We start from the raw sequence: 17,765 nt of genomic DNA on the forward strand, positions 1-17,765 counted from the left end.
GTCAGGTAAGGGCGGCGACTCCCGGTCCTTCGAGTTCGTCGAGCGCGACGCTTCGACCGGAGACGGCCAGTAACAGGGAGAGCGCGGTCCCGCGCGCCTCCGGGCCGTCTCCGAGCGTCAGATCGAGATCCGTTGCGGTGAGCTGGATTCGGGACATCAGCTCCTTCGCTCCGCCGAACGCGCCCGAGGTGCGGGTTTGCAGGCGCAGTGCCCGGATGACGGCTTCTTCGGGGTAGTTGCGGGTCAATCCGGCTGGGCGGCGGATGTCTTCGCCGTGGACGATCTCCTCGACGAGGCGACTGTCCAGCGGCGCGGGCGGGGTCGATCTCCGCGGGCCCGCCTGCCGCAGCCGTCGCAGTGTTTCCGCGGGGGTGTCGCCACGCCATCGCTGCATGGTGCGCTCGTTCTGTCCGTCGAAGTCGAAACCCGCCCTGATCAGTCCGGCCACGAAGCCGAGACGCGTGGTGTGTGCGACGGCGACCAGGTGGGCGGCCACATCGTGCACCGTCCACCCGTCACACAACGACGGTCGATGCCATTGCGCGTCTTCGAGACCGGCGAGGTCCTCGATCAGGGCGGCGCGTTCGGCATGCACCAGCGTCCAGACTGCGTCGGCCACATCTGCTCCCTTGTTCGGCTACAGACTTCGACGGAGCCGGACGCGGAAACTCATCGCCGGGTCAGGAGCACAGGGCTCGGGTGGCCGGGACGACCTCGCCTATCCAGCGCCGCAGCTGGGTTTCATCCTCGGATTCCGGCCAGTACACGAAGGTGTCGAACCTGGTCTCCGTGGCGAGATCGGCCAGGATGCGCGCCCAGCCGGCGGCGTCGGTGCGGATCGGTTCCTCGCCGCGCAGCGTGACCGATCCCGGAGTCTCGGTGATCGTGCCGACGAGTTGCGCCATGCGGGTGATATCGGAGGGTTTACGTCCCGCATCGATGGCGGAGGCGGAGATGATCTCCTGTGTCGCTTGCCATTTCTCGTACGGCAGGTAGTGCGGAATGGGCGCTGCCCAGCCGTCGGCGATGCGCCCGGTCAGCGCGTTGGCCTTGGGGCCGACACTGCCGAACCAGATCCCGACCGGATGCGCCGGCGCGGGACCGGACTGCACACCGTGCACCTTGTACAGCTCGCCCGCGACTTTCGCCTTGGTCCCCGGCAGCCACATGGCGCGAATGATCGCGGTGGCTTCCTCGAGTGCTTGCAGCGCTTCGGGATTCGATCGCGTCGGCCCGCCCATCGCACCGATCGCGGGCCAGAACGCCCCCGCCCCCAACGCCAGCTCGAACCGCCCGCCGCTGAGCAGATCCAGCGTCGCGGCCTGCTTCCCCAGCATCGCGGGCCCGCGCAACGGCAGGCTCGCCACATCCGGAAACACCCGCAGCCGTTCGGTTTCCGCCAGCACGGTGGCGATCACCGCGAACGTATCGGCCAGCCCGCCCGCATACGGATGGTCCTGAATACCGAGCAGATCCAAGCCTTCGCGATCCGCCACCTTGGCCATCGCCCGCAGCCGCGGCAGCTCGTTCGCCGTCGGCGCCAACTGAATACCGAATCGTAGGTTCACACCGCGATCATGCCAGCGCATCAGCGCGCCTTCGGAATTCGGACGGCGGTCAGGTGCTCAGGCAGCGAACACGGTGCGGACGACGGATTCGTCGCCCTCGATCTCGATCAGTCCCAGGGCGCGGGCGTCGCCCAGGGGGAGGGCGCCGGCGGCTAGGCCCAAAATGCAGGCGGGTTCGGCGCGGACCGTGGCGGCCAGTTCGCGGCCGTCCTGGGCGGTGACTTCGAAACCGGTGGGCGTGGCGCGCAGTTGCAGGGGTGAGCCACCGATATCGAGACCGATTGCCGTCGAAGGCCGGACATCGACGCGGGCGTCGAGGAGTGCGGGGACGGCCAGGGCGAGCCACTCGGGACGGAAAGCATCACCCTCGGGGCCGCGCACCATCAAGGGGGTGGACCAGCGGATCAAGCCCTCGATCGGCTCGCGTAGTTCGGCGCCCCAGGGGGTGAGGGCGTACTCGACCACGCTGCCCGCACCCGTCAGCCGCCGCTCCAGCACGCCCGCCGACTCGAGGTCGCGCAACCGGTCGGCGAGCAGGTTGGTCGCGATGCCGGGCAGGCCGTCGATCAGGTCCCGGTAGCGGGCGGGGGCCATGAGCAGCTGGCGGACGATGAGCAGGTTCCACCGGTCGCCGACCACCTCGAGCGACCGGGCGAGCCCGCAGTACTGGCCGTAGCTACGCATTTCGTCCTTTTGCTTGATGTTCTCAAGTGTGCGTGAAAGACTCAAGTATATCGCAGGACCCGAGCCGAAGAGAGGGCCGACATGGCCGAGATCACCGAGCGTGTGCGGCCCGCCTGGGTCGACGACGACCTGTTCCCGTTCCGGAGCCGCTTCATCGAAATCGACGGGCACAGCGTGCATTACGTCGACGAAGGGTCCGGACCGACACTGCTTTTCCTACACGGCAATCCGACCTGGTCGTTTCTGTGGCGAGAGGTGATCAGCGCGCTGCGCGGCGACTTCCGTTGCATCGCAATGGATTACCCGGGCTTCGGGCTGTCGGAGCCGAAACCCGGCTACCGCTACCTGCCGGAGCAGCACGCGGAGGTGGTCACCGGCTTCGTCGATGCGCTCGGCCTCGAACAGGTGACCCTGGTGGGGCAGGACTGGGGCGCGCTGATCGGCTTGGCCACCGCGCAACGACGGCCCGGCGTCTTCGACCGGCTGGTGCTCGCGAACACCTGGGCCTGGCCGGTCAACGGGGTGCTGCACTTCGAGGCGTTCTCGCACCTCATCGGTAACCCGTTGAGCCGCTTGCTGGTTCGGCAGTTCAACCTCCTCGTGAACGGGTTCATCCCCACCGGGCATCGCAGGCGGAAGCCGACCACGGCAGAGATGAACCATTACCGCCGGGCATTGGATACCCCGGCGCGGCGCCAGGCTTCCGCGGTGCTCCCCACCCGGGTTCTTGCCAGCCGGGAGTTCTTCGCCACGGTCGAGTCCGGCCTGGCCGACCTGGCGCACCTGCCGACCCTGATCGTGTGGGGTGACGCCGACATCGCCTTCCGGCCCCAGGAACGCGAGCGCCTGGAAGCGACCTTCCCCGACCATAAGACGGTGATCGTCGAGGGCGCCGGTACTTACGTCGAGTCCGATGCGCCGGAGGAGTTCGTTGCCGCGATCCGTGACTGGATGGCGTGAGCGTGCCGGATTCCGCTGGGCGGCAACCGTTTCCCGAGAGCGATCCTTATGCGTCGGGCCTGCTCGACGTCGGTGACGGCAATCGGATCTATTGGGAGACCAGTGGGAATCCGCAGGGGCGGGCTGTGCTGGTGGTACACGGCGGTCCCGGTGGCGGTGGGCCGCGTAAGGCTCGTAAGACGTTCGACCCCAAGGTGTTCCGGATCGTGTTGTTCGATCAGCGCGGGTGTGGGGAGAGCGTGCCGCACGCCTCCGATCCGGGTGTGGATATGGCGCACAACACCACTGAACATTTGCTGGCCGATATGGAGCTGCTGCGCGAGCGCCTCGGTATCGAGCGGTGGGTGCTCTACGGCGGGTCATGGGGTTGCACGCTGATCCTCGCCTACGCGCAGCGGCATCCGGATCGGGTCATCGGGATCGTGCTGGTGGGGGTATTCATGTCGCGGCCGAGTGAGATCGACTGGCTTTATCGCGGACTGCGGTTGCTGCTGCCGATCGAATGGGAGCGCTTCCGGGATGGAGCGCCCGCCGAGTACCGGGACGAGAACCTGGTCGAAGGCTATCGGCAGTTGATGGAGCATCCCGATGCCGAGGTGCGCGAGCGGGCCGCGGGGGAGTGGTGTGCTTGGGAGGATGCGGTGATCGCGCACGAAACATCGGGTGCGCCAGGGCAATACAGTGCGAAGGTGGATGCGGCGCGGATGGCGTTCGTCCGGATCTGTACCCACTACTTCGCGAATGCGGTGTGGATCGAGGAAGATCGGCTGTTGCGGGACGCGCATCGGCTCGCCGGGATTCCCGGTGTTCTGATCCATGGTCGTCTCGACCTGTCCGCGCCTTTGCGCACGGCCTGGGAACTCGCGCGGGTCTGGCCCGATGCGCAATTGCGGATCATCGAGGACTCGGGCCACACCGGCAGCCCGGCCATGGTGCAGAGCATCTTCGACGCCGTGGCGCGCTTCGCCGACTGAACGGCTGGGTGCGCGCGGTCGGTGACGACCGCGCGCACCCGCTAGCCGGCAAAGATCACGGCATGCAGCCGCTCTGGCGCAGTTCGGCCGCCATCGCGTCGGATACTTGAACCGAACTGCCGGGTTCTACGGCGGCCAAGCCGGAAACATCGAGGTTGGCCCGGGCCGCACAACCCATCAAATCGGCGGTCAGGGTGATGGTCTGGCCGGCGTGGGTGACGCCGGCGCCGGCCGTCAGCACGGCCGCCAGGATCGCGGCGGCGGCACCCGTCTTGGCGAATCGCATGAGATGTCCTCCTTCGAATCGCAGTGATGTGGCATCGGCAGGACTTCCCCGATTGCGGGAGATTAACCAACGCGCCGTTGGCGGCGCGAAAACCGCAGTAACCAATATGGACGTCCGATCAGGCATTCCGGCGTTGTAGGGTGCGGGAAATCGATCGTGAGAGGACTTTTCAGATGGCTCGGTTCCGGTATCGGATCGAAGAGATGACCGATGACGGTGGGTTTCTCGGGTTGGTCGATCCGCACGCGTACCGGTCGTTCGTGGGGGAGGACTGGACCCTGGAGCTGCTGATGGAGCGGTTCGAATCCGAGATGGGTCGCGGGACGGTGCTGGTGTGGGGTACCGGCGGCGAAGAGCAATGGGAGATAGAGGTTTCCGATGCACCGGTGGATGCCGGGCTTCCGATCTTCCGGCAGGTTACCGGGCCCATCACGGTGACGGGCGGCGAGCTGGTCGTCGTCAACCTGGAGACCGTCACCATGGCCGCGCAGTACGAGGACTCGGCCGTGGGCGACGACAAAGAGACCTACGGCTCCGGCATCGAAGTGCCGAACGGCGAATACCTCTGCACCATCAGCCAACTCACCGACCCCGAGGAGGAGCGGACGCACGATGGCCCCGACTTCCACCTTCAGCTGGTAGCCGGCCACACCGCCCCGTGGGCGGGAGTCCCGTGGTCCGAGCTGTGAATCGCGACCCCGGCCCTGCTGAGCCGGCGGCCGCCCTCGACTTCAGCTTGCCGCAGCCAGCACCCGCCACACCTTCCGGGAACGCGAACGCACCTGCGGCGCAGCGTATTCGATCCGCCGACGCGCCTCCTGCGCACTGATCCGTAGCAGGTCGGTCAATAGTTCGACGGTGTCGCGGTACCCGGTGTCGGTGGCAAGCCCACGGCGCTCGGCCTCGGCGACGGCTGCACGCATGGCGGCGTCCAGTCGCCGACGGCGGCGTTCGGTTTCGACGAGAGTGCGCAGCAAATCGACGTCGGCCAGTTCCGGCCATCCTCGCGCGGGAGCATCCGGTGCCAACGCAGTCGAATGTATGTTCACGCGAGCCACCATACCGCACGATAGAACATATGTTCGAGAATTCGATATCCCGTGCGTCACCGTGAGTCGCGCGCCCGAGCGACCCGGTCGGAGCCCGGCGGAGGGCTCGGGGTAATGGGGAGGTGTGACGCCGCCGGTGGCCGAGGCGACCGGCGGCGGGTGGGGGTTAGAGGGGGGTTACGTAGGCGCCGGAGATGCCGCCGTCTACCAGGAATTGGGAGGCGGTTATGAAGGAGGCGTCGTCGCTGGCGAGGAAGGCTACGGCGGCGGCTATTTCTTCGGGTTCGGCGAAGCGGCCGGTGGGGATGTGGACGAGGCGGCGGGCGGCTCGTTCGGGGTCTTTGGCGAAGAGTTCTTGGAGGAGGGGGGTGTTTACCGGGCCGGGGCAGAGGGCGTTTACGCGGATGTGCTGGCGGGCGAACTGGACTCCGAGTTCTCGGCTCATGGACAGGACGCCGCCTTTGGAGGCGGTGTAGGAGATTTGGGAGGTGGCGGCGCCCATGACGGCTACGAAGGAGGCGGTGTTGATGATGGAGCCTTTGCCGCGGACGAGCATGTGCTCGATGGCGTATTTGCTGCACAGGTAGACCGAGGTGAGGTTGACCTCCTGTACGCGCTTCCAGGCTTCGAGGCCGGTGGTGAGGATCGAATCGTCGTCGGGGGGTGAGATGCCCGCGTTGTTGAAGGCGATGTCGAGGCCGCCGTAGGTGTCGACGGCGGTTTGGAACATCGCCTGGACTTGGGTTTCGTCGGTGACGTCGACCTTGACGTAGAGGCCGTCGACTTCGGCCGCGGCGGCTTCGCCGGTGGTGGCGTCGATGTCGGCGACAACGACTTTCGCGCCTTCGGCCGCGAATCGACGGGCGGTGGCCAGGCCGATGCCACTGCCGCCGCCGGTGATGACCGCGACACGATTCTCTAAGCGCTGCAACGTATCTCCTTCTGGATGGTTAGTCGGTGGCGATGAAGACGTTCTTGGTTTCGGTGAAGGCGCGGGCGGCGTCCGGGCCCAGTTCGCGGCCCAGGCCGGACTGTTTGTAGCCGCCGAAGGGGGTCCAATAGCGCACGGAGGAGTGCGAATTCACCGACAGGTTCCCGGCTTCGACGCCGCGGGCCACACGCAGAGCGCGGCCGACATCGGAGGTCCAGATGGAGCCGGACAGGCCGTATTCGGAGTCGTTGGCGATGCGCAGGGCATCGGCTTCGTCGTCGAAGGGGAGGACGGCGACCACGGGGCCGAAGACCTCCTCGGTCAGGACGCGGTCGGCGGCACCGGCGGGCAGTACAACCGTTGGCGGGAACCAGAATCCAGGGCCTTCGGGGCGGGTGCCGGTGAAGGCGACCTTGGTCGAGGGCTCCAGGAACGAGGCGACGCGTTCGCGGTGCGCGGCCGAGATGAGCGGTCCCATCTCGGTGGATTCGTCGGCGGGGTCGCCGACCTTGACGCCCTGAACGGCCGGTTCGAGCAGTTCCAGGAATCGGTCGAAGATGCTGCGCTGCACCAGGATTCGTGAGCGGGCGCAGCAATCTTGCCCGGCATTGTCGAAGACGCCGTACGGGGCGGTGGCGGCGGCCTTCTCGATATCGGCGTCGGCGAAGACGATATTGGCGCTCTTGCCGCCCAATTCGAGGGTGACCCGCTTCACCTGTTCGGCGCAGCCGGCCATGATCTGCTTACCGACCTCGGTAGAGCCGGTGAAGACCACCTTGCGCACGGCGGGATGGGTGACGAAGCGGGCGCCGACCACGGAACCGCGCCCCGGAATCACCTGAAAGACGTTCTCGGGCAGGCCCGCTTCGAGCGCCAGCTCACCCAGCCGGATGGCCGTCAACGGCGTCAGCTCGGCCGGTTTGAGCACCACCGTGTTCCCGGCCGCCAGCGCGGGCCCGAAACCCCAGGCCGCGATCGGCATCGGGAAATTCCACGGCACGATGATGCCGACCACGCCCAAGGGTTCGCAGAAGGTGATGTCCACACCCCCGGCGACCGGAATCTGATTGCCCAGCAAGCGTTCCGGCAGTCCGGCGCTGTAGTGCAGCACATCGCGCACATTGCCCGCCTCCCACCGCGCATTGCCGATGGTGTGCCCGGCATTGCGCACCTCGAGCTCCGCGAGCCGCTCCAGGTCGGCATCCACGGCCTCGGCGAACCGCCGCAGTAATCGCGCCCGATCGCCCGGTGCGATCGCCTTCCACGCCGGCAGCGCCCGCTGCGCCCGCTCGATGGCGGCATCCGTCGCGGCCGCATCGGCCGATTCGATGGTCGCCACCAGCTCCTCGGTCGCCGGATTGAACACCTGGGTCACCGATTCCGCTCCTCTCCATAGCTTTTCGCCTGCTCCACCAGGGCCAGCATCAGCCGGTGGTCGGTCGTGTTCTCCTCCGGATGCCACTGCACCCCGACCAGGAACGGGCCGTCGCGGGTCTCCGCCGCTTCGACGGTGCCGTCGGGGGCGTGCGCGGAGGCGACGAGTTCGGCCGCGAGCTCGCCGATCGCCTGATGATGGTGGCAGTGGGCGTCCAGCTCGGGCCCGGCGATGGCCGCCACCCGGCTGCCCGCCACGGTCCGCACCGTCGTGACGCCGAAAACGCCCGGTGCACGGCCGTGCCCGGTGTGGCCCAGCACCTCCGGAAGATGTTGCAGCAGTGTGCCGCCCAGCGCGACATTCACCAATTGCAGTCCCCGGCAGACCGCCAGCACCGGCATTCCGGCCTTGCGGGCCAGTTCGAACAGCGAGAACTCGAACTCGTCGCGATCCGGGCGGGTGCCCTTGGTCGCCGGATGCGGCTCGGCCCCGTACCGGGACGGCTCCAGATCCGCCCCGCCGGTCAGCACCAGCCCGTCCAGCCGCTCCACCAGCTCCGCCCGCGCGATCCCGGTGGGCGGCAGCAGCACCGGGATTCCGCCCGCCCGCTCGACCATATCCACGTAGGTGCGCGCGAGCACCGCCGCATCCACCTCCCAATGCCCGAACTTCGTGCGTTCGGAGTATGTCGGCAGCCCGATCACCGGCCGCCGCGTCACCTCAGAGTCGTTCGAACCCACGCACCCGCTCCCAGTCGGTCACGGCGGCGTCGAAGGCATCCAATTCCACCTGCGCCGCATTCCGGTAATGCCGCACCGCTTCCTCGCCGAACGCCTTGTGCGCGACCTTGCTGTCGCCGAACAATTGCGCGGCTTCCCGCAGCGTACGCGGCACGCGCGGGCGTTGCGAGCGATACGCATTGCCGTGGAATTCCGGTTCCAGCGGCAGTTGCTGCTCGATGCCGTGCAATCCGGCGGCGATGGTCGCCGCCACCGCCAGATACGGATTCACATCCCCGCCCGGAACCCGGTTCTCCATTCGCAAGGCCGGTCCGTGCCCGACCACGCGCAGCGCGCAGGTCCGATTGTCCTGGCCCCAGGCGACGGCGGTGGGGGCGAAACTGCCCGCCTGGAATCGTTTGTAGGAGTTGATGTTCGGGGCAAGCAGGTAGGTGAACTCGCGCAGGCAGTCCAGCTGGCCGGCGAGGAAGTGCCGGAACAGCGGCGAGCCGCCGTCCTTTTCGTCTCCGGCGAATACCGGCTCGCCCTGCTCGTTCCGGAGGCTCATATGGATATGGCACGAATTGCCCTCACGCTCATTGTATTTCGCCATGAACGTGATGCTGCGGCCTTCCTGTGCCGCGATCTCCTTGGCCCCGGTTTTGTAAATGCTGTGGTTGTCGCAGGTGACCAGCGCTTCGTCATATCGGAACGCGATCTCGTGCTGCCCCGGATTGCATTCCCCTTTTGCCGATTCCACATACATCCCGGCCCCGGCCATCTCATTGCGGATCCGACGCAGCAATGGCTCGATCCGCGCCGTCCCCAGCATCGAATAATCGACGTTGTACTGATTGGCTGGCTTCAGATCCCGATACCCGTCCCGGAACGCGGCCTCGTAACTGTCGTCGAACACCAGGAATTCGAGCTCGGTCCCCACATACGCGTACAGGCCGTGCTCGGCCAGCCGATCCAGCTGTGCCCGCAGCACCTGCCGCGGCGAGGCCACCACCGGCTTGCCGCCGGACCCCACCTGCTCCACATCGCACAACACCATGGCGGTCCCCGGCCACCAGGGCACCAGCCGCAGCGTGCTCACATCCGGCCGCAGCACGAAATCCCCGTACCCGGTGTCCCACGACGACATCGCGTAGCCGTCGACGGTGGCCATCTCCACATCGACCGCCAGCAGGTAATCACACGCCTCGGTCGCGTGGTTCAGCACCTCTTCCACGAAAAACCGTGCCGAACAACGCTTCCCCTGCAATCTGCCCTGCATGTCGGTCATGGCGACCAGCACCGTGTCCAGCATCCCCGCCTCGACCCGCTGCACCAGATCGGCAACGCTCAGCATCCCGGCTCGCATCAAGACCCCTTCCGACGTCGACTCGCTCACGCTAGGCGAACCGGGGGCGTCGATGTGTCCGAATCCACAAGAGATCATCGGCGCGTCTTCCCGCCGTCGCGCGGCCCCGGAAAGCGCTCGCGACGCGGCCCGGTTCTCACAGGTTGGGGTGGTAGGGTCCAGCACCCGATGAGGGCGAGATGCGGGCCGCCGCGTGTGTGCGACGGGGCATTCGCCGGAGAGTGTGGCGTAGAAGGGTTCGGTTCTGGTGCAGGGCAATGCTTTCCGGGGAGAGCGCACGGGTGCGGGGGATGATCACAGGGTTCGCGCCGGTTCGCGGCGCAGGGGCGCGCATCGCCGGCCTTCGGCGCTGAGCCGATTGCGCGGGCGCGCGGTAATGGCAGCGGTGGCCGCGGGCGCCGCGGTCGCGGCAATCCAGGCCGGACTGCAAGAGCACACCGCGGACGCCGAAATCCACACCGCCGCACAGCAGGTTGCCGGAGTGCCGCAATCGGACGCGGCCGGCACCGACGCACACTTCCCGGAGATCCTCGACGCGGACCCGGCCGACGACCTCGCCCAGTTCCAGGACATCCTGCGCAACGGCGAGCATTTCGCCGCCGACGACCAGGCCCGCGCCGAAGCGGGCTTGCGTCCGCTCTTCACGAAATTCGCCCAGGGCGTGTTCACCTCCGGCTTCGGCGCCCGCTGGGGCGTAGAGCATCTGGGCGTCGACGTCGCCGCACCGATCGGCACCCCCATCTACGCCGTCGAGGACGGCCGCGTGATCAGCGCCGGCCCCGCCTCCGGATTCGGCATGTGGGTCCGGCTGCTACACGACGACGGCACCATCACCGTCTACGGCCACGTCGACACCGCGACCGTGTCGGTAGGCCAGCGCGTGCTGGCCGGCGATCAGATCGCCACCGTCGGCAACCGCGGCTTCTCCACCGGCCCGCACTGCCATTTCGAAGTCTGGCTGAACGGCACCAACAAGATCGACCCCCTACCCTGGCTGGCCAGCCGCGGCATCTCCCTGGGCCCCGAACGCGACTGATCGTCCTACCGGTCGCGATTCGTCTCGGAATTCGCCACTACCACTGATCGTTCCGGGCGATCGTCACCGAGCGATTCGAACACCCGCACAGCGTGCCGTACTGGACGCCCGCCTTTGCTTATGTCGAATTGTCCGCCTTACGGTGTCTATCGCGACTGGGCGGCCGTGGCCTCGTAACCTGCTGCCATGACCTCGATCTCGGTGTCGACGATCACCTTGCCGGACCGGACCCTGGGCCTCGCCGAATACGGTGATCGGTCGGGTGAGCCGGTGATGTTCTGTCACGGGTTGCCCGGATCGCATGTGGAGGCAGCGGCTTTCGATCGGGCGGGGGAGGCGGCGGGTATGCGGATCATCGCTGTCGACCGGCCGGGGATCGGGGCGTCGCCGCTTTCGCCGCGGGGGCGGGTGGGCGATTGGGCGGGGACGGTCGGGGCGGTGGCCGACCGGCTGGGGCTGGATCGGGTTGCGGTGCTGGGGGTTTCCGGGGGAGGGCCGTATGCGCTGGCATGTGCGCATGGATTGGGCGAGCGGGTGACTGCCGCGGTGCTGGTCAGTTCGCCGGCGCCGTTCGAGCACGGTGCGGGTGCGGGTGCGGAGAGTGCGCGGCAGCGGGGCATCGGTTTGCGGTTGCTGCACCGGTTTCCGATCCTGGCGCGGCCGGTGGCGGCGCGGATGCAGACGCTGGTGCGGAAGCCGGGTGGGCTCGCCGCGATGATCGCCCAGATGTCGCCGGTGGACCGGGCGCGGCTCGAAGACGCGGAATTGGCCGCCGAGCTCGAGGCCAATCTCACCGCGGCGTTCGCGAGCGGCAGCCGCGGGGTGGCCGCGGACACGCTGCTGTTGTTCTCGCGGCCGTGGGGGTTCGACCTCGCGGATATCACTGTGCCCGTCCACATCTGGCACGGTGACGCGGACGGCAACGTTCCGGTCGCCGACGCGTACCGGCTGGCCGCCGCGTTGCCCGCCGCGCGCTCGACCATCGTGCCCGGCGCGGGGCATCTGCTGTTCGTCGATCGGCCCGCCGACATCCTGGCATCGATCCGCGCCGCCCACTGAACGAGAACGGCCCGGCGCGGCCACCACGACTCGGGAACGAGCGTGGTGGCCTGCCGGGACCGCTTACCCGCTGTTCATTCGCTGAATCCGCTCGACCAGCCCGTCCATCGCGCTCAGCGACGACCACGGGTCGGCATGGGTGAGCTCGGGATACTCATCGGTCCGGGCCACGAACGCGGCCTGGGTCTCGGACCACCGCACCTCGATGGCGGACAATGCGATTCGATGGCCGCTGTGATCGAGTCGCCGGTCCGGCCGGGCGCCCCGCGCGCTGTGCCGAATTGTCTGTTTCGACATGACTGACATCCGTCTCGGCCGGCCGTCAGAGCGGAATGAACCGGCAGGTGCGGGCGCCGTCCACGAACGCCGTCCATTCATCGACGGTAAAACGCAACACCGGCGCGTGCTCGTCGGCATCGGTATCGAATATCGCGATCGTGCCGTCCGGCAATGGGGCGAAACCCATGCAATTGCCGTGCGGCCCACTGGCTTCGGCCTTGAAAGCGGGAACCCCGGCGATATCTTTCTTACGCATCGAAAAGATGTCCCTTCCGCAGTGATTTCGTTGTGAACGGATCCACCGGGGACTCGGGTGGTAATGCCACGGACCGAACGGTGCTGTTCAGCAGCGCTTTCGATCGGGCTGGGGTTCATGATAGCGCCGTAATCGCGGGTACGGCAGGAAGTTTTCGAGTTAACCGGAATTCGAGGGCTCGGCGTGTCGCGTCATATTGCGGGTACGCCGCAAGGAGATCGACTTCCACCGCGAGGAGGTGTGGCATGACCTATGACAGCGAAGCGCTGCTGAAGGTGCTGGCCCGGTTCGCGCGGTTGCTGCCCGTCGACTACGACGTCGCGACGGCCCTGGACGAACTCGTCGACGGAATCACGGCGGTGCTGGGCGTATCCGGTGTCGGGGTGTCCCTGGAGATGAACGGGCGACTGCGATTCGTGACCGCGCCGGACGAGCGGTCGGCCGCCATCGAACGCTGCCAGGAGGACGCCCAGCAGGGACCGTGCGTGGACGCCTACCGGACCGGAAAACCGATCCTGGTGGCCGATCTCGCGCGCCGGGCGCGAGAATGGCCGCGCTACAGCGTGCTTGCCGCCGAGTATCGGGTGATGGCGGTCGCCGGAATTCCGATGCGGCTGGGGGAGAACAACATCGGCGTGGTCAATCTCTACGATCTGCACCCGCGGTACTGGGCGCCCGACGAAGTGGAGGTCGCCCGATTGCTCTCCGATATCGCCACCGGATATGTCGTGAACGCGAACAAATGGCGCCAGCAGCAGCAGGTCACCGAACAATTGCAATTCGCCCTGCGCTCACGCGTGATTCTCGAGCAGGCCAAGGGCATGATCGCCACCCAGCACGGCATCACCCCCGACGAAGCCTTCGACCTGATCCGCGGCTATGCCCGCCGGAAGCAGGCGCGCCTGCACGCGGTCGCCGGCGCCATCGTCGATGCCGGACTGCGGGTTTGACCCGACCGCGCGGGTGCTACGAGTAGCCGGGCCAGTTCGACAGGGTCCGGTGCAGGGCGTCGACGAGGTGCGGCCAGGTGTCCTCGGGCGACCGGGAGTGCGCGAAGCCCCCGGCGGACTCCAGGGTGGCGAATCCGTGAAAAGTGCTGCGCAGCAAGCGGGCCGCGTCCAAGCCCTCGGTTTCACCCAGGTCGTAACCGCGCAGGATCGCCGAGGTCAGTTCGATACTGCGCAGCAGCGCGGGCTCGCCGGCGACCTCGGCGGGGTCCATCCGAATCTGGGTGGCCGCATAGCGTTCCGGAAATTCGAGCACGTAGGACCGGTAGGCCCCGGCGAACGCCACCAGCGCGTCCTTGCCCGACCGCCCGGCGATGGCCGCGCCGATGCGGTCGTTGAGCTCCGCACTCGCGAGCAATGCCACCCGAACGCGCAGATCGTGCAGATTGCGCACATGCGAGTACAGGCTCGGATCCTTCACGCCGAAGCGGCGGGCGAGCGCCGACAGGGTGAGCTTGTCGAAGCCGATCTCGTCGGCGAGTTCCGCCGCCGCGCTGACCACCCGCTCGGTGGTGAGACCCAATCGGGGCGACATGCCCACCTCCTTCCTTCGGCTACCAGGTTAAACCTAGTACTCCTAGGATCAGGGGTGGTACGGCAGCTCCGGGGACCGCACCCGGATCTCGTTGCGGATATCGATGCGCGGCAGCATCTCCCGCACCAGGTTCTCCATCCGGGCCCGGCGGCAGGGACTGGTCACCTCACCGGCGAGCACGACGACCCGGCCGCGCACCGACACTTCGATCTCGGGCGGCCCGGCGGGCTCGTCCTCGGCGAGCAGCCGGCGCAGGCGGGCCAGCAGGAATGCGGAGCTGCTGTTCATGATCGGGGCGTCATCGCGGCGAGATGGGGGAGAGGGGTTTGGTGGCGGGACCCTCGAGCAGGGTGCCGTCGGCGGCGAAGCGGGAGCCGTGCAGCGGGCAGTCCCAGGACTTCTCGGCGGCGTTCCAGCGCACGATGCCGTAGAGGTGCGGGCACACGGCCGACACCTCGGTGGTGACGCCGCCGACGGTGCAGGTCGCGGTGGGGCGCAGCAGATGCCGTTCCACCCGGCCGCAGCCCTCCGGCGGCGGGACATCGTCGGTGCTGGTGCGGGCCAGGCGCAGCCAGCCCGTCGAAAGGCTCTGGGCCACAGCCGCATTGGTGGAGAGCGCGTGCGGCAGCGAGGCCAGGTCCGAGCGCCGCCAGCTGGCGAGGGCGGGCGACCATTCGGGGGACTTCCCGGTGAGGCGCCCGGTCAGGGCCAAAGCGGCGGCGATCGCGTTGGTCATGCCCCACTTGGCGTAGCCGGTGGCGACCAGGATGCCGCCCACACCGGGCAGGATCGGGCCGACATAGGGCAGCTCGCCGGTGGGCTTGTAATCCTGGGCGGACCAGGTGGTGAGCGGTTCGACGGCGGGGAACCAGCGCTGCGTCCACTCGGTGAGGTCGTCGACGCATGCCTCGGTATGGGTTTCCCGGCCCACCACGTGACCGTTGCCGCCGACCAGCAGGATGTCGCCCTCGGGGTCGGGCACCCGGCGCAGGGAACGGGTCGGTTGCCCGGCGCTGATGTACATGCCCTCGGGGAGCGTCTCGGTGGTGCGGAACGCGGTCAGGTACGAGCGCTGCGGGGTCAGCCGGGCGAAGAAACCGCCGCGATCCAGAATCGGTGTGCCGGTGGCCAATACGACCGTTTCGGCATGCAGCGGACCGTGCTCGGTATCGACCACATGATCGCCGCCGCGGCCGAAACCGACGCCCAGCACCCGGCTCGATTCGTAGATGGGCACGCCGCGGGCCTCGATATCGGCGGCCAGCATCGACAGCAGACCCATCGGATTGAGCTGGGTCTGGCCGGGGAGGCGGACCGCGCCGAACGACGGGAACGGCGTATCGATCCGCTCCAGATACTCGACCGGCAGCCCCACCTCCCGCAATACGTCGTGTTCGGCGCGTACGGTCGCCACCTCGCTTTCGGCCTGCGCGTAGGTGAGCGCGTCGGCCACCTGGAAGGGAATGTCGTTGGCTTCGCAGTAGGTCAGCAGCCACTGCTGGGCCGCGGCGTTGGCGTCCACGTACTGCCGCAGCGCTTCGCTGCTGTGCTGCTCCCGGATCTGCTGAGCTCGAATGCCTTGCAGCAGAGAGACTTTCGCGGTGCTCGCGCCCGTCGTGCCATCCCCGATGCGCCGGGCCTCGACCACTGCCGTCCGGACCCCGTTCTGGGCCAGCAGCAGCGCGGTCGTCAGGCCGGTCAGCCCCGCGCCGATCACGATCACGTCGAATCGGAGTCCCGGCGTGACGGGCAGCCGGGCCGGGGTCGGGGTATCGATCAACCACAGAGACGTCATAGCGAGGCCATAACCATCACGGTGCGTCCGAAACGCCTACCTTGGGTTCATGATCATCGAATACCTCCGTTATCGAATCCCCGCCGAGCAGGCCGCCGACTTCGAAACGGCGTATTCCCGTGCGGCGCAGCACCTCGCCGCGGCCCCCCAATGCGTCGACTACGACCTGGCCCGCTCGGTCGAGGAACCCGAGTGCTACACCCTGCGCATCACCTGGACCTCCGCGGCGGACCATCTGAAGGGTTTCCGCGAAGGCGAGCACTTCCCGCCCTTCTTCGCCGAGGTGAAACCGTATGTATCGAATATCGAGGAGATGCGGCACTACGAGCGCACCCAGGTACACGGCACCGGCGGCTCGGTTCCCACCCTCTACGAATGGGCCGGCGGCGCGGAGGCGTTCGACCGCCTGACCGACGTCTTCTACCGCAAGGTGCACGCCGACGACCTGATCGGACCGCTGTTCGCGCACATGAACCCGAATCACCCGCATTTCGTGGCGCTGTGGCTGGGTGAAGTCCTGGGCGGCCCGGCGGCCTACAGCACCGAACGCGGCGACTACCGGCACATGGTCTCGGCGCACCTGGGCAAGCACATCGCCGAACCGCAGCGCCGCCGCTGGGTCAATCTGCTGATGGACGCCGCCGACGAGGTGGGCCTGCCGCACGACCCGGAATTCCGCGCCGCGTTCGCCTCCTACATCGAATGGGGTACCCGCCTGGCCGTCATCAACTCACAGCCGGGCGTGGCAGCCTACGACGCCCCGATCCCGCACTGGGGCTGGGGCGTGACGCCGCCCTACCGCGGCTGACCTGATTGACTCGGGGGATGAGTCTTTCGGCGCATCTCGAGCAGCTGGGGCTGCCCCTGGTCGAACAGCAGCTCGCCCATCCGACGGTGGCGGGTATCGCCGGGGGCGAGCTGCCGGAGCCGGTTTTCCGGTCCTGGCTGGAACAGGACTATCTGTTCCTGCTCGATTACGTCCGCGTCTTCTCGCGCCTGGCCTGGCAGGCACCGGACGCGCACGTCGGCGATCTGGTCGATCTGGCGCACGCGACCTTCCACGACGAGCTGTCCCTGCACCGCTCGCTGGCCGCCGAATTCGGGGCCGATCTCGAAGGAGCGGTGAAAGGTCGACCGTGCCAGGCGTATACGGCCTTCCTACTCGATGCCGCGGCCTCGTACCCGGATGGTTTGGCGGCGCTGTACCCGTGCATGTGGGGGTACTCCACGCTCGGTATCCGGCTGGCCGGGAAACCGCCGGCGGACCCCCGCTACCGCCGCTGGATCGACACCTACGCCGACCCCGGCTTCGCCGGCCTGACCCGCCGCTGCGCGCAGATGCTCGACGAGTCCGGCGCGGAACCCGCACGCGCGCAACACTTCTTCCTCGAGGGCATGCGCCACGAACTGGCCTTCTGGGACGTCCCCGCCTGACGCGCTACTTCGGGCTGACCCGCACGTAATCGAAGGTGCGGCCCTTGCGGTCCAGCGCCGTGAAGGAGCTCACCACCGAACTGGGGGCATCGCAATGGAAGGTCGTGCTCTTGAAAGCCTGTGTGGCGCTTTCGGGTTGGGGGCCTTCGGTGCCGTGATCGGTCATGGTGACCGCGGACAGGAAGCCGCCGGAGGGGACCACGGCGTAGGGGCCGGTGCCGGTGCCCTCGCTCGCACTGGAGTAGGTGAGGCCGCCGTCGCCGTCGAAGACGAGCGAAGTGGCGGGCTCGCTGCGGATGGTGAACTCGCCGCCGAAATCGGTGAGGCTGGTGCCGCAGGTGAGGGCGGTGGTCGGGGCCATGCCGGTGACGGCGGCGGCCGCGGCGACGATGAAGGCGGTGAGCGCGGCGGTCTTCGGCGCTGGTGCGGAAATCATGTGCGTCCCTCCCGGA

The 17,765-nt window shown here is 67.8% G+C and carries 22 protein-coding genes and 1 pseudogene; 8 read left to right on the forward strand and 15 right to left on the reverse strand.

Features of this window, described 5'->3' with window-relative positions:
• Position 1: 1 nt before the first annotated feature.
• The 3 genes from NI1_RS02945 to NI1_RS02955 form a co-directional block, all read right to left on the reverse strand.
• Entirely contained in the window at positions 2–619 is a 618-nt protein-coding gene (locus NI1_RS02945) for a maleylpyruvate isomerase family mycothiol-dependent enzyme (RefSeq protein WP_067813761.1), read from the reverse strand.
• A 61-nt stretch (positions 620–680) separates the two neighbouring features.
• The gene (locus tag NI1_RS02950; RefSeq protein ID WP_245663038.1) at positions 681–1,568 is read right to left on the reverse strand and encodes an LLM class flavin-dependent oxidoreductase; all 888 of its coding nucleotides are present in this window, start codon (positions 1,566–1,568) and stop codon (positions 681–683) included.
• Between the two features lie 57 nt (positions 1,569–1,625).
• Positions 1,626–2,252 carry a winged helix-turn-helix transcriptional regulator gene (locus NI1_RS02955; RefSeq protein ID WP_067813765.1) on the reverse strand — a complete coding sequence of 209 codons (627 nt, stop codon included), beginning with the start codon at positions 2,250–2,252 and terminating at the stop codon, positions 1,626–1,628.
• An 81-nt stretch (positions 2,253–2,333) separates the two neighbouring features.
• Between NI1_RS02955 and NI1_RS02960 the strand changes: the two genes are divergently transcribed.
• Entirely contained in the window at positions 2,334–3,212 is an 879-nt protein-coding gene (locus NI1_RS02960) for an alpha/beta fold hydrolase (RefSeq protein WP_067813767.1), read from the forward strand.
• Positions 3,209–4,186 (forward strand): prolyl aminopeptidase, encoded by a 978-nt coding sequence (pip, locus tag NI1_RS02965; RefSeq protein ID WP_439957218.1) that lies wholly within the window; start codon positions 3,209–3,211, stop codon positions 4,184–4,186. The genes NI1_RS02960 and pip overlap by 4 nt, the downstream gene beginning before the upstream one ends.
• Before the next feature lie 55 nt (positions 4,187–4,241).
• Here the strand turns inward: pip and NI1_RS02970 are convergent, their stop codons facing one another.
• Entirely contained in the window at positions 4,242–4,472 is a 231-nt protein-coding gene (locus NI1_RS02970; RefSeq protein WP_067813771.1) for a hypothetical protein, read from the reverse strand.
• A 203-nt stretch (positions 4,473–4,675) separates the two neighbouring features.
• Here NI1_RS02970 and NI1_RS02975 point away from each other — a divergent pair, with 203 nt between their 5' ends.
• Positions 4,676–5,161 carry a hypothetical protein gene (locus NI1_RS02975; RefSeq protein WP_157534924.1) on the forward strand — a complete coding sequence of 162 codons (486 nt, stop codon included), beginning with the start codon at positions 4,676–4,678 and terminating at the stop codon, positions 5,159–5,161.
• A gap of 42 nt (positions 5,162–5,203) precedes the next feature.
• Here NI1_RS02975 and NI1_RS02980 read toward each other — a convergent pair whose 3' ends face one another.
• The 5 genes from NI1_RS02980 to NI1_RS03000 all read right to left on the reverse strand — a co-directional run bounded on the left by NI1_RS02980 (position 5,204) and on the right by NI1_RS03000 (position 9,912).
• A complete protein-coding gene (locus tag NI1_RS02980) occupies positions 5,204–5,521 on the reverse strand; it encodes a DUF222 domain-containing protein (protein ID WP_245663039.1) in 318 nt (105 codons plus the stop codon).
• A gap of 166 nt (positions 5,522–5,687) precedes the next feature.
• The gene (locus NI1_RS02985; protein ID WP_067813777.1) at positions 5,688–6,452 is read right to left on the reverse strand and encodes a 3-oxoacyl-ACP reductase; all 765 of its coding nucleotides are present in this window, start codon (positions 6,450–6,452) and stop codon (positions 5,688–5,690) included.
• 19 nt (positions 6,453–6,471) lie between these two features.
• The gene (locus NI1_RS02990; protein ID WP_067813778.1) at positions 6,472–7,827 is read right to left on the reverse strand and encodes an aldehyde dehydrogenase family protein; all 1,356 of its coding nucleotides are present in this window, start codon (positions 7,825–7,827) and stop codon (positions 6,472–6,474) included.
• Positions 7,824–8,531 (reverse strand): gamma-glutamyl-gamma-aminobutyrate hydrolase family protein, encoded by a 708-nt coding sequence (locus NI1_RS02995; protein WP_218026695.1) that lies wholly within the window; start codon positions 8,529–8,531, stop codon positions 7,824–7,826. The genes NI1_RS02990 and NI1_RS02995 overlap by 4 nt, the downstream gene beginning before the upstream one ends.
• Positions 8,532–8,547: 16 nt before the next feature.
• Positions 8,548–9,912, reverse strand: a complete 1,365-nt coding sequence (locus NI1_RS03000; RefSeq protein ID WP_067815171.1) for a glutamine synthetase family protein — start codon at positions 9,910–9,912, stop codon at positions 8,548–8,550.
• A gap of 319 nt (positions 9,913–10,231) precedes the next feature.
• Here NI1_RS03000 and NI1_RS03005 point away from each other — a divergent pair.
• Both NI1_RS03005 and NI1_RS03010 read left to right on the forward strand, forming a co-directional pair.
• A pseudogene (locus NI1_RS03005) lies at positions 10,232–10,948 on the forward strand (M23 family metallopeptidase); the annotation flags it as partial.
• A gap of 186 nt (positions 10,949–11,134) precedes the next feature.
• Entirely contained in the window at positions 11,135–12,007 is an 873-nt protein-coding gene (locus NI1_RS03010; RefSeq protein ID WP_067813785.1) for an alpha/beta fold hydrolase, read from the forward strand.
• A gap of 63 nt (positions 12,008–12,070) precedes the next feature.
• Here NI1_RS03010 and NI1_RS03015 read toward each other — a convergent pair whose 3' ends face one another.
• Positions 12,071–12,304, reverse strand: coding sequence for a hypothetical protein (locus NI1_RS03015; RefSeq protein WP_067813787.1), 234 nt, complete (start codon positions 12,302–12,304; stop codon positions 12,071–12,073).
• Between the two features lie 25 nt (positions 12,305–12,329).
• A complete protein-coding gene (locus NI1_RS03020) occupies positions 12,330–12,542 on the reverse strand; it encodes a DUF397 domain-containing protein (RefSeq protein WP_067813790.1) in 213 nt (70 codons plus the stop codon).
• A gap of 245 nt (positions 12,543–12,787) precedes the next feature.
• Here NI1_RS03020 and NI1_RS03025 point away from each other — a divergent pair, with 245 nt between their 5' ends.
• Entirely contained in the window at positions 12,788–13,492 is a 705-nt protein-coding gene (locus NI1_RS03025) for a GAF and ANTAR domain-containing protein (RefSeq protein WP_067813791.1), read from the forward strand.
• A 16-nt stretch (positions 13,493–13,508) separates the two neighbouring features.
• Here the strand turns inward: NI1_RS03025 and NI1_RS03030 are convergent, their stop codons facing one another.
• Genes NI1_RS03030 through NI1_RS03040 form a run of 3 tightly spaced genes read right to left on the reverse strand, consistent with a single transcriptional unit; the run spans position 13,509 to position 15,879 of the window.
• Complete coding sequence (locus NI1_RS03030; RefSeq protein ID WP_084522494.1) at positions 13,509–14,084, reverse strand: TetR/AcrR family transcriptional regulator; 576 nt, start codon at positions 14,082–14,084, stop codon at positions 13,509–13,511.
• Positions 14,085–14,132: 48 nt separating this feature from the next.
• Entirely contained in the window at positions 14,133–14,372 is a 240-nt protein-coding gene (locus NI1_RS03035; protein ID WP_067813795.1) for a BON domain-containing protein, read from the reverse strand.
• A 10-nt stretch (positions 14,373–14,382) separates the two neighbouring features.
• On the reverse strand, positions 14,383–15,879 hold the full coding sequence (locus tag NI1_RS03040) for an FAD-dependent oxidoreductase (RefSeq protein WP_067813797.1): 1,497 nt from the start codon (positions 15,877–15,879) through the stop codon (positions 14,383–14,385).
• Positions 15,880–15,928: 49 nt separating this feature from the next.
• On the opposite strand from NI1_RS03040, the gene NI1_RS03045 reads away from it, so the two are divergent.
• A complete protein-coding gene (locus NI1_RS03045; RefSeq protein ID WP_067813799.1) occupies positions 15,929–16,687 on the forward strand; it encodes a group II truncated hemoglobin in 759 nt (252 codons plus the stop codon).
• A gap of 17 nt (positions 16,688–16,704) precedes the next feature.
• Positions 16,705–17,313: a TenA family protein gene (locus NI1_RS03050; protein WP_067813801.1), complete on the forward strand. Its 609-nt coding sequence runs from the start codon at positions 16,705–16,707 to the stop codon at positions 17,311–17,313.
• A 4-nt stretch (positions 17,314–17,317) separates the two neighbouring features.
• Here NI1_RS03050 and NI1_RS03055 read toward each other — a convergent pair whose 3' ends face one another.
• Positions 17,318–17,749, reverse strand: coding sequence for a hypothetical protein (locus tag NI1_RS03055; RefSeq protein WP_067813803.1), 432 nt, complete (start codon positions 17,747–17,749; stop codon positions 17,318–17,320).
• Between the last annotated feature and the right edge of the window lie 16 nt (positions 17,750–17,765).

It is taken from the genome of Nocardia inohanensis NBRC 100128 (assembly GCF_001612945.1).
Taxonomy (GTDB): domain Bacteria; phylum Actinomycetota; class Actinomycetes; order Mycobacteriales; family Mycobacteriaceae; genus Nocardia; species Nocardia inohanensis.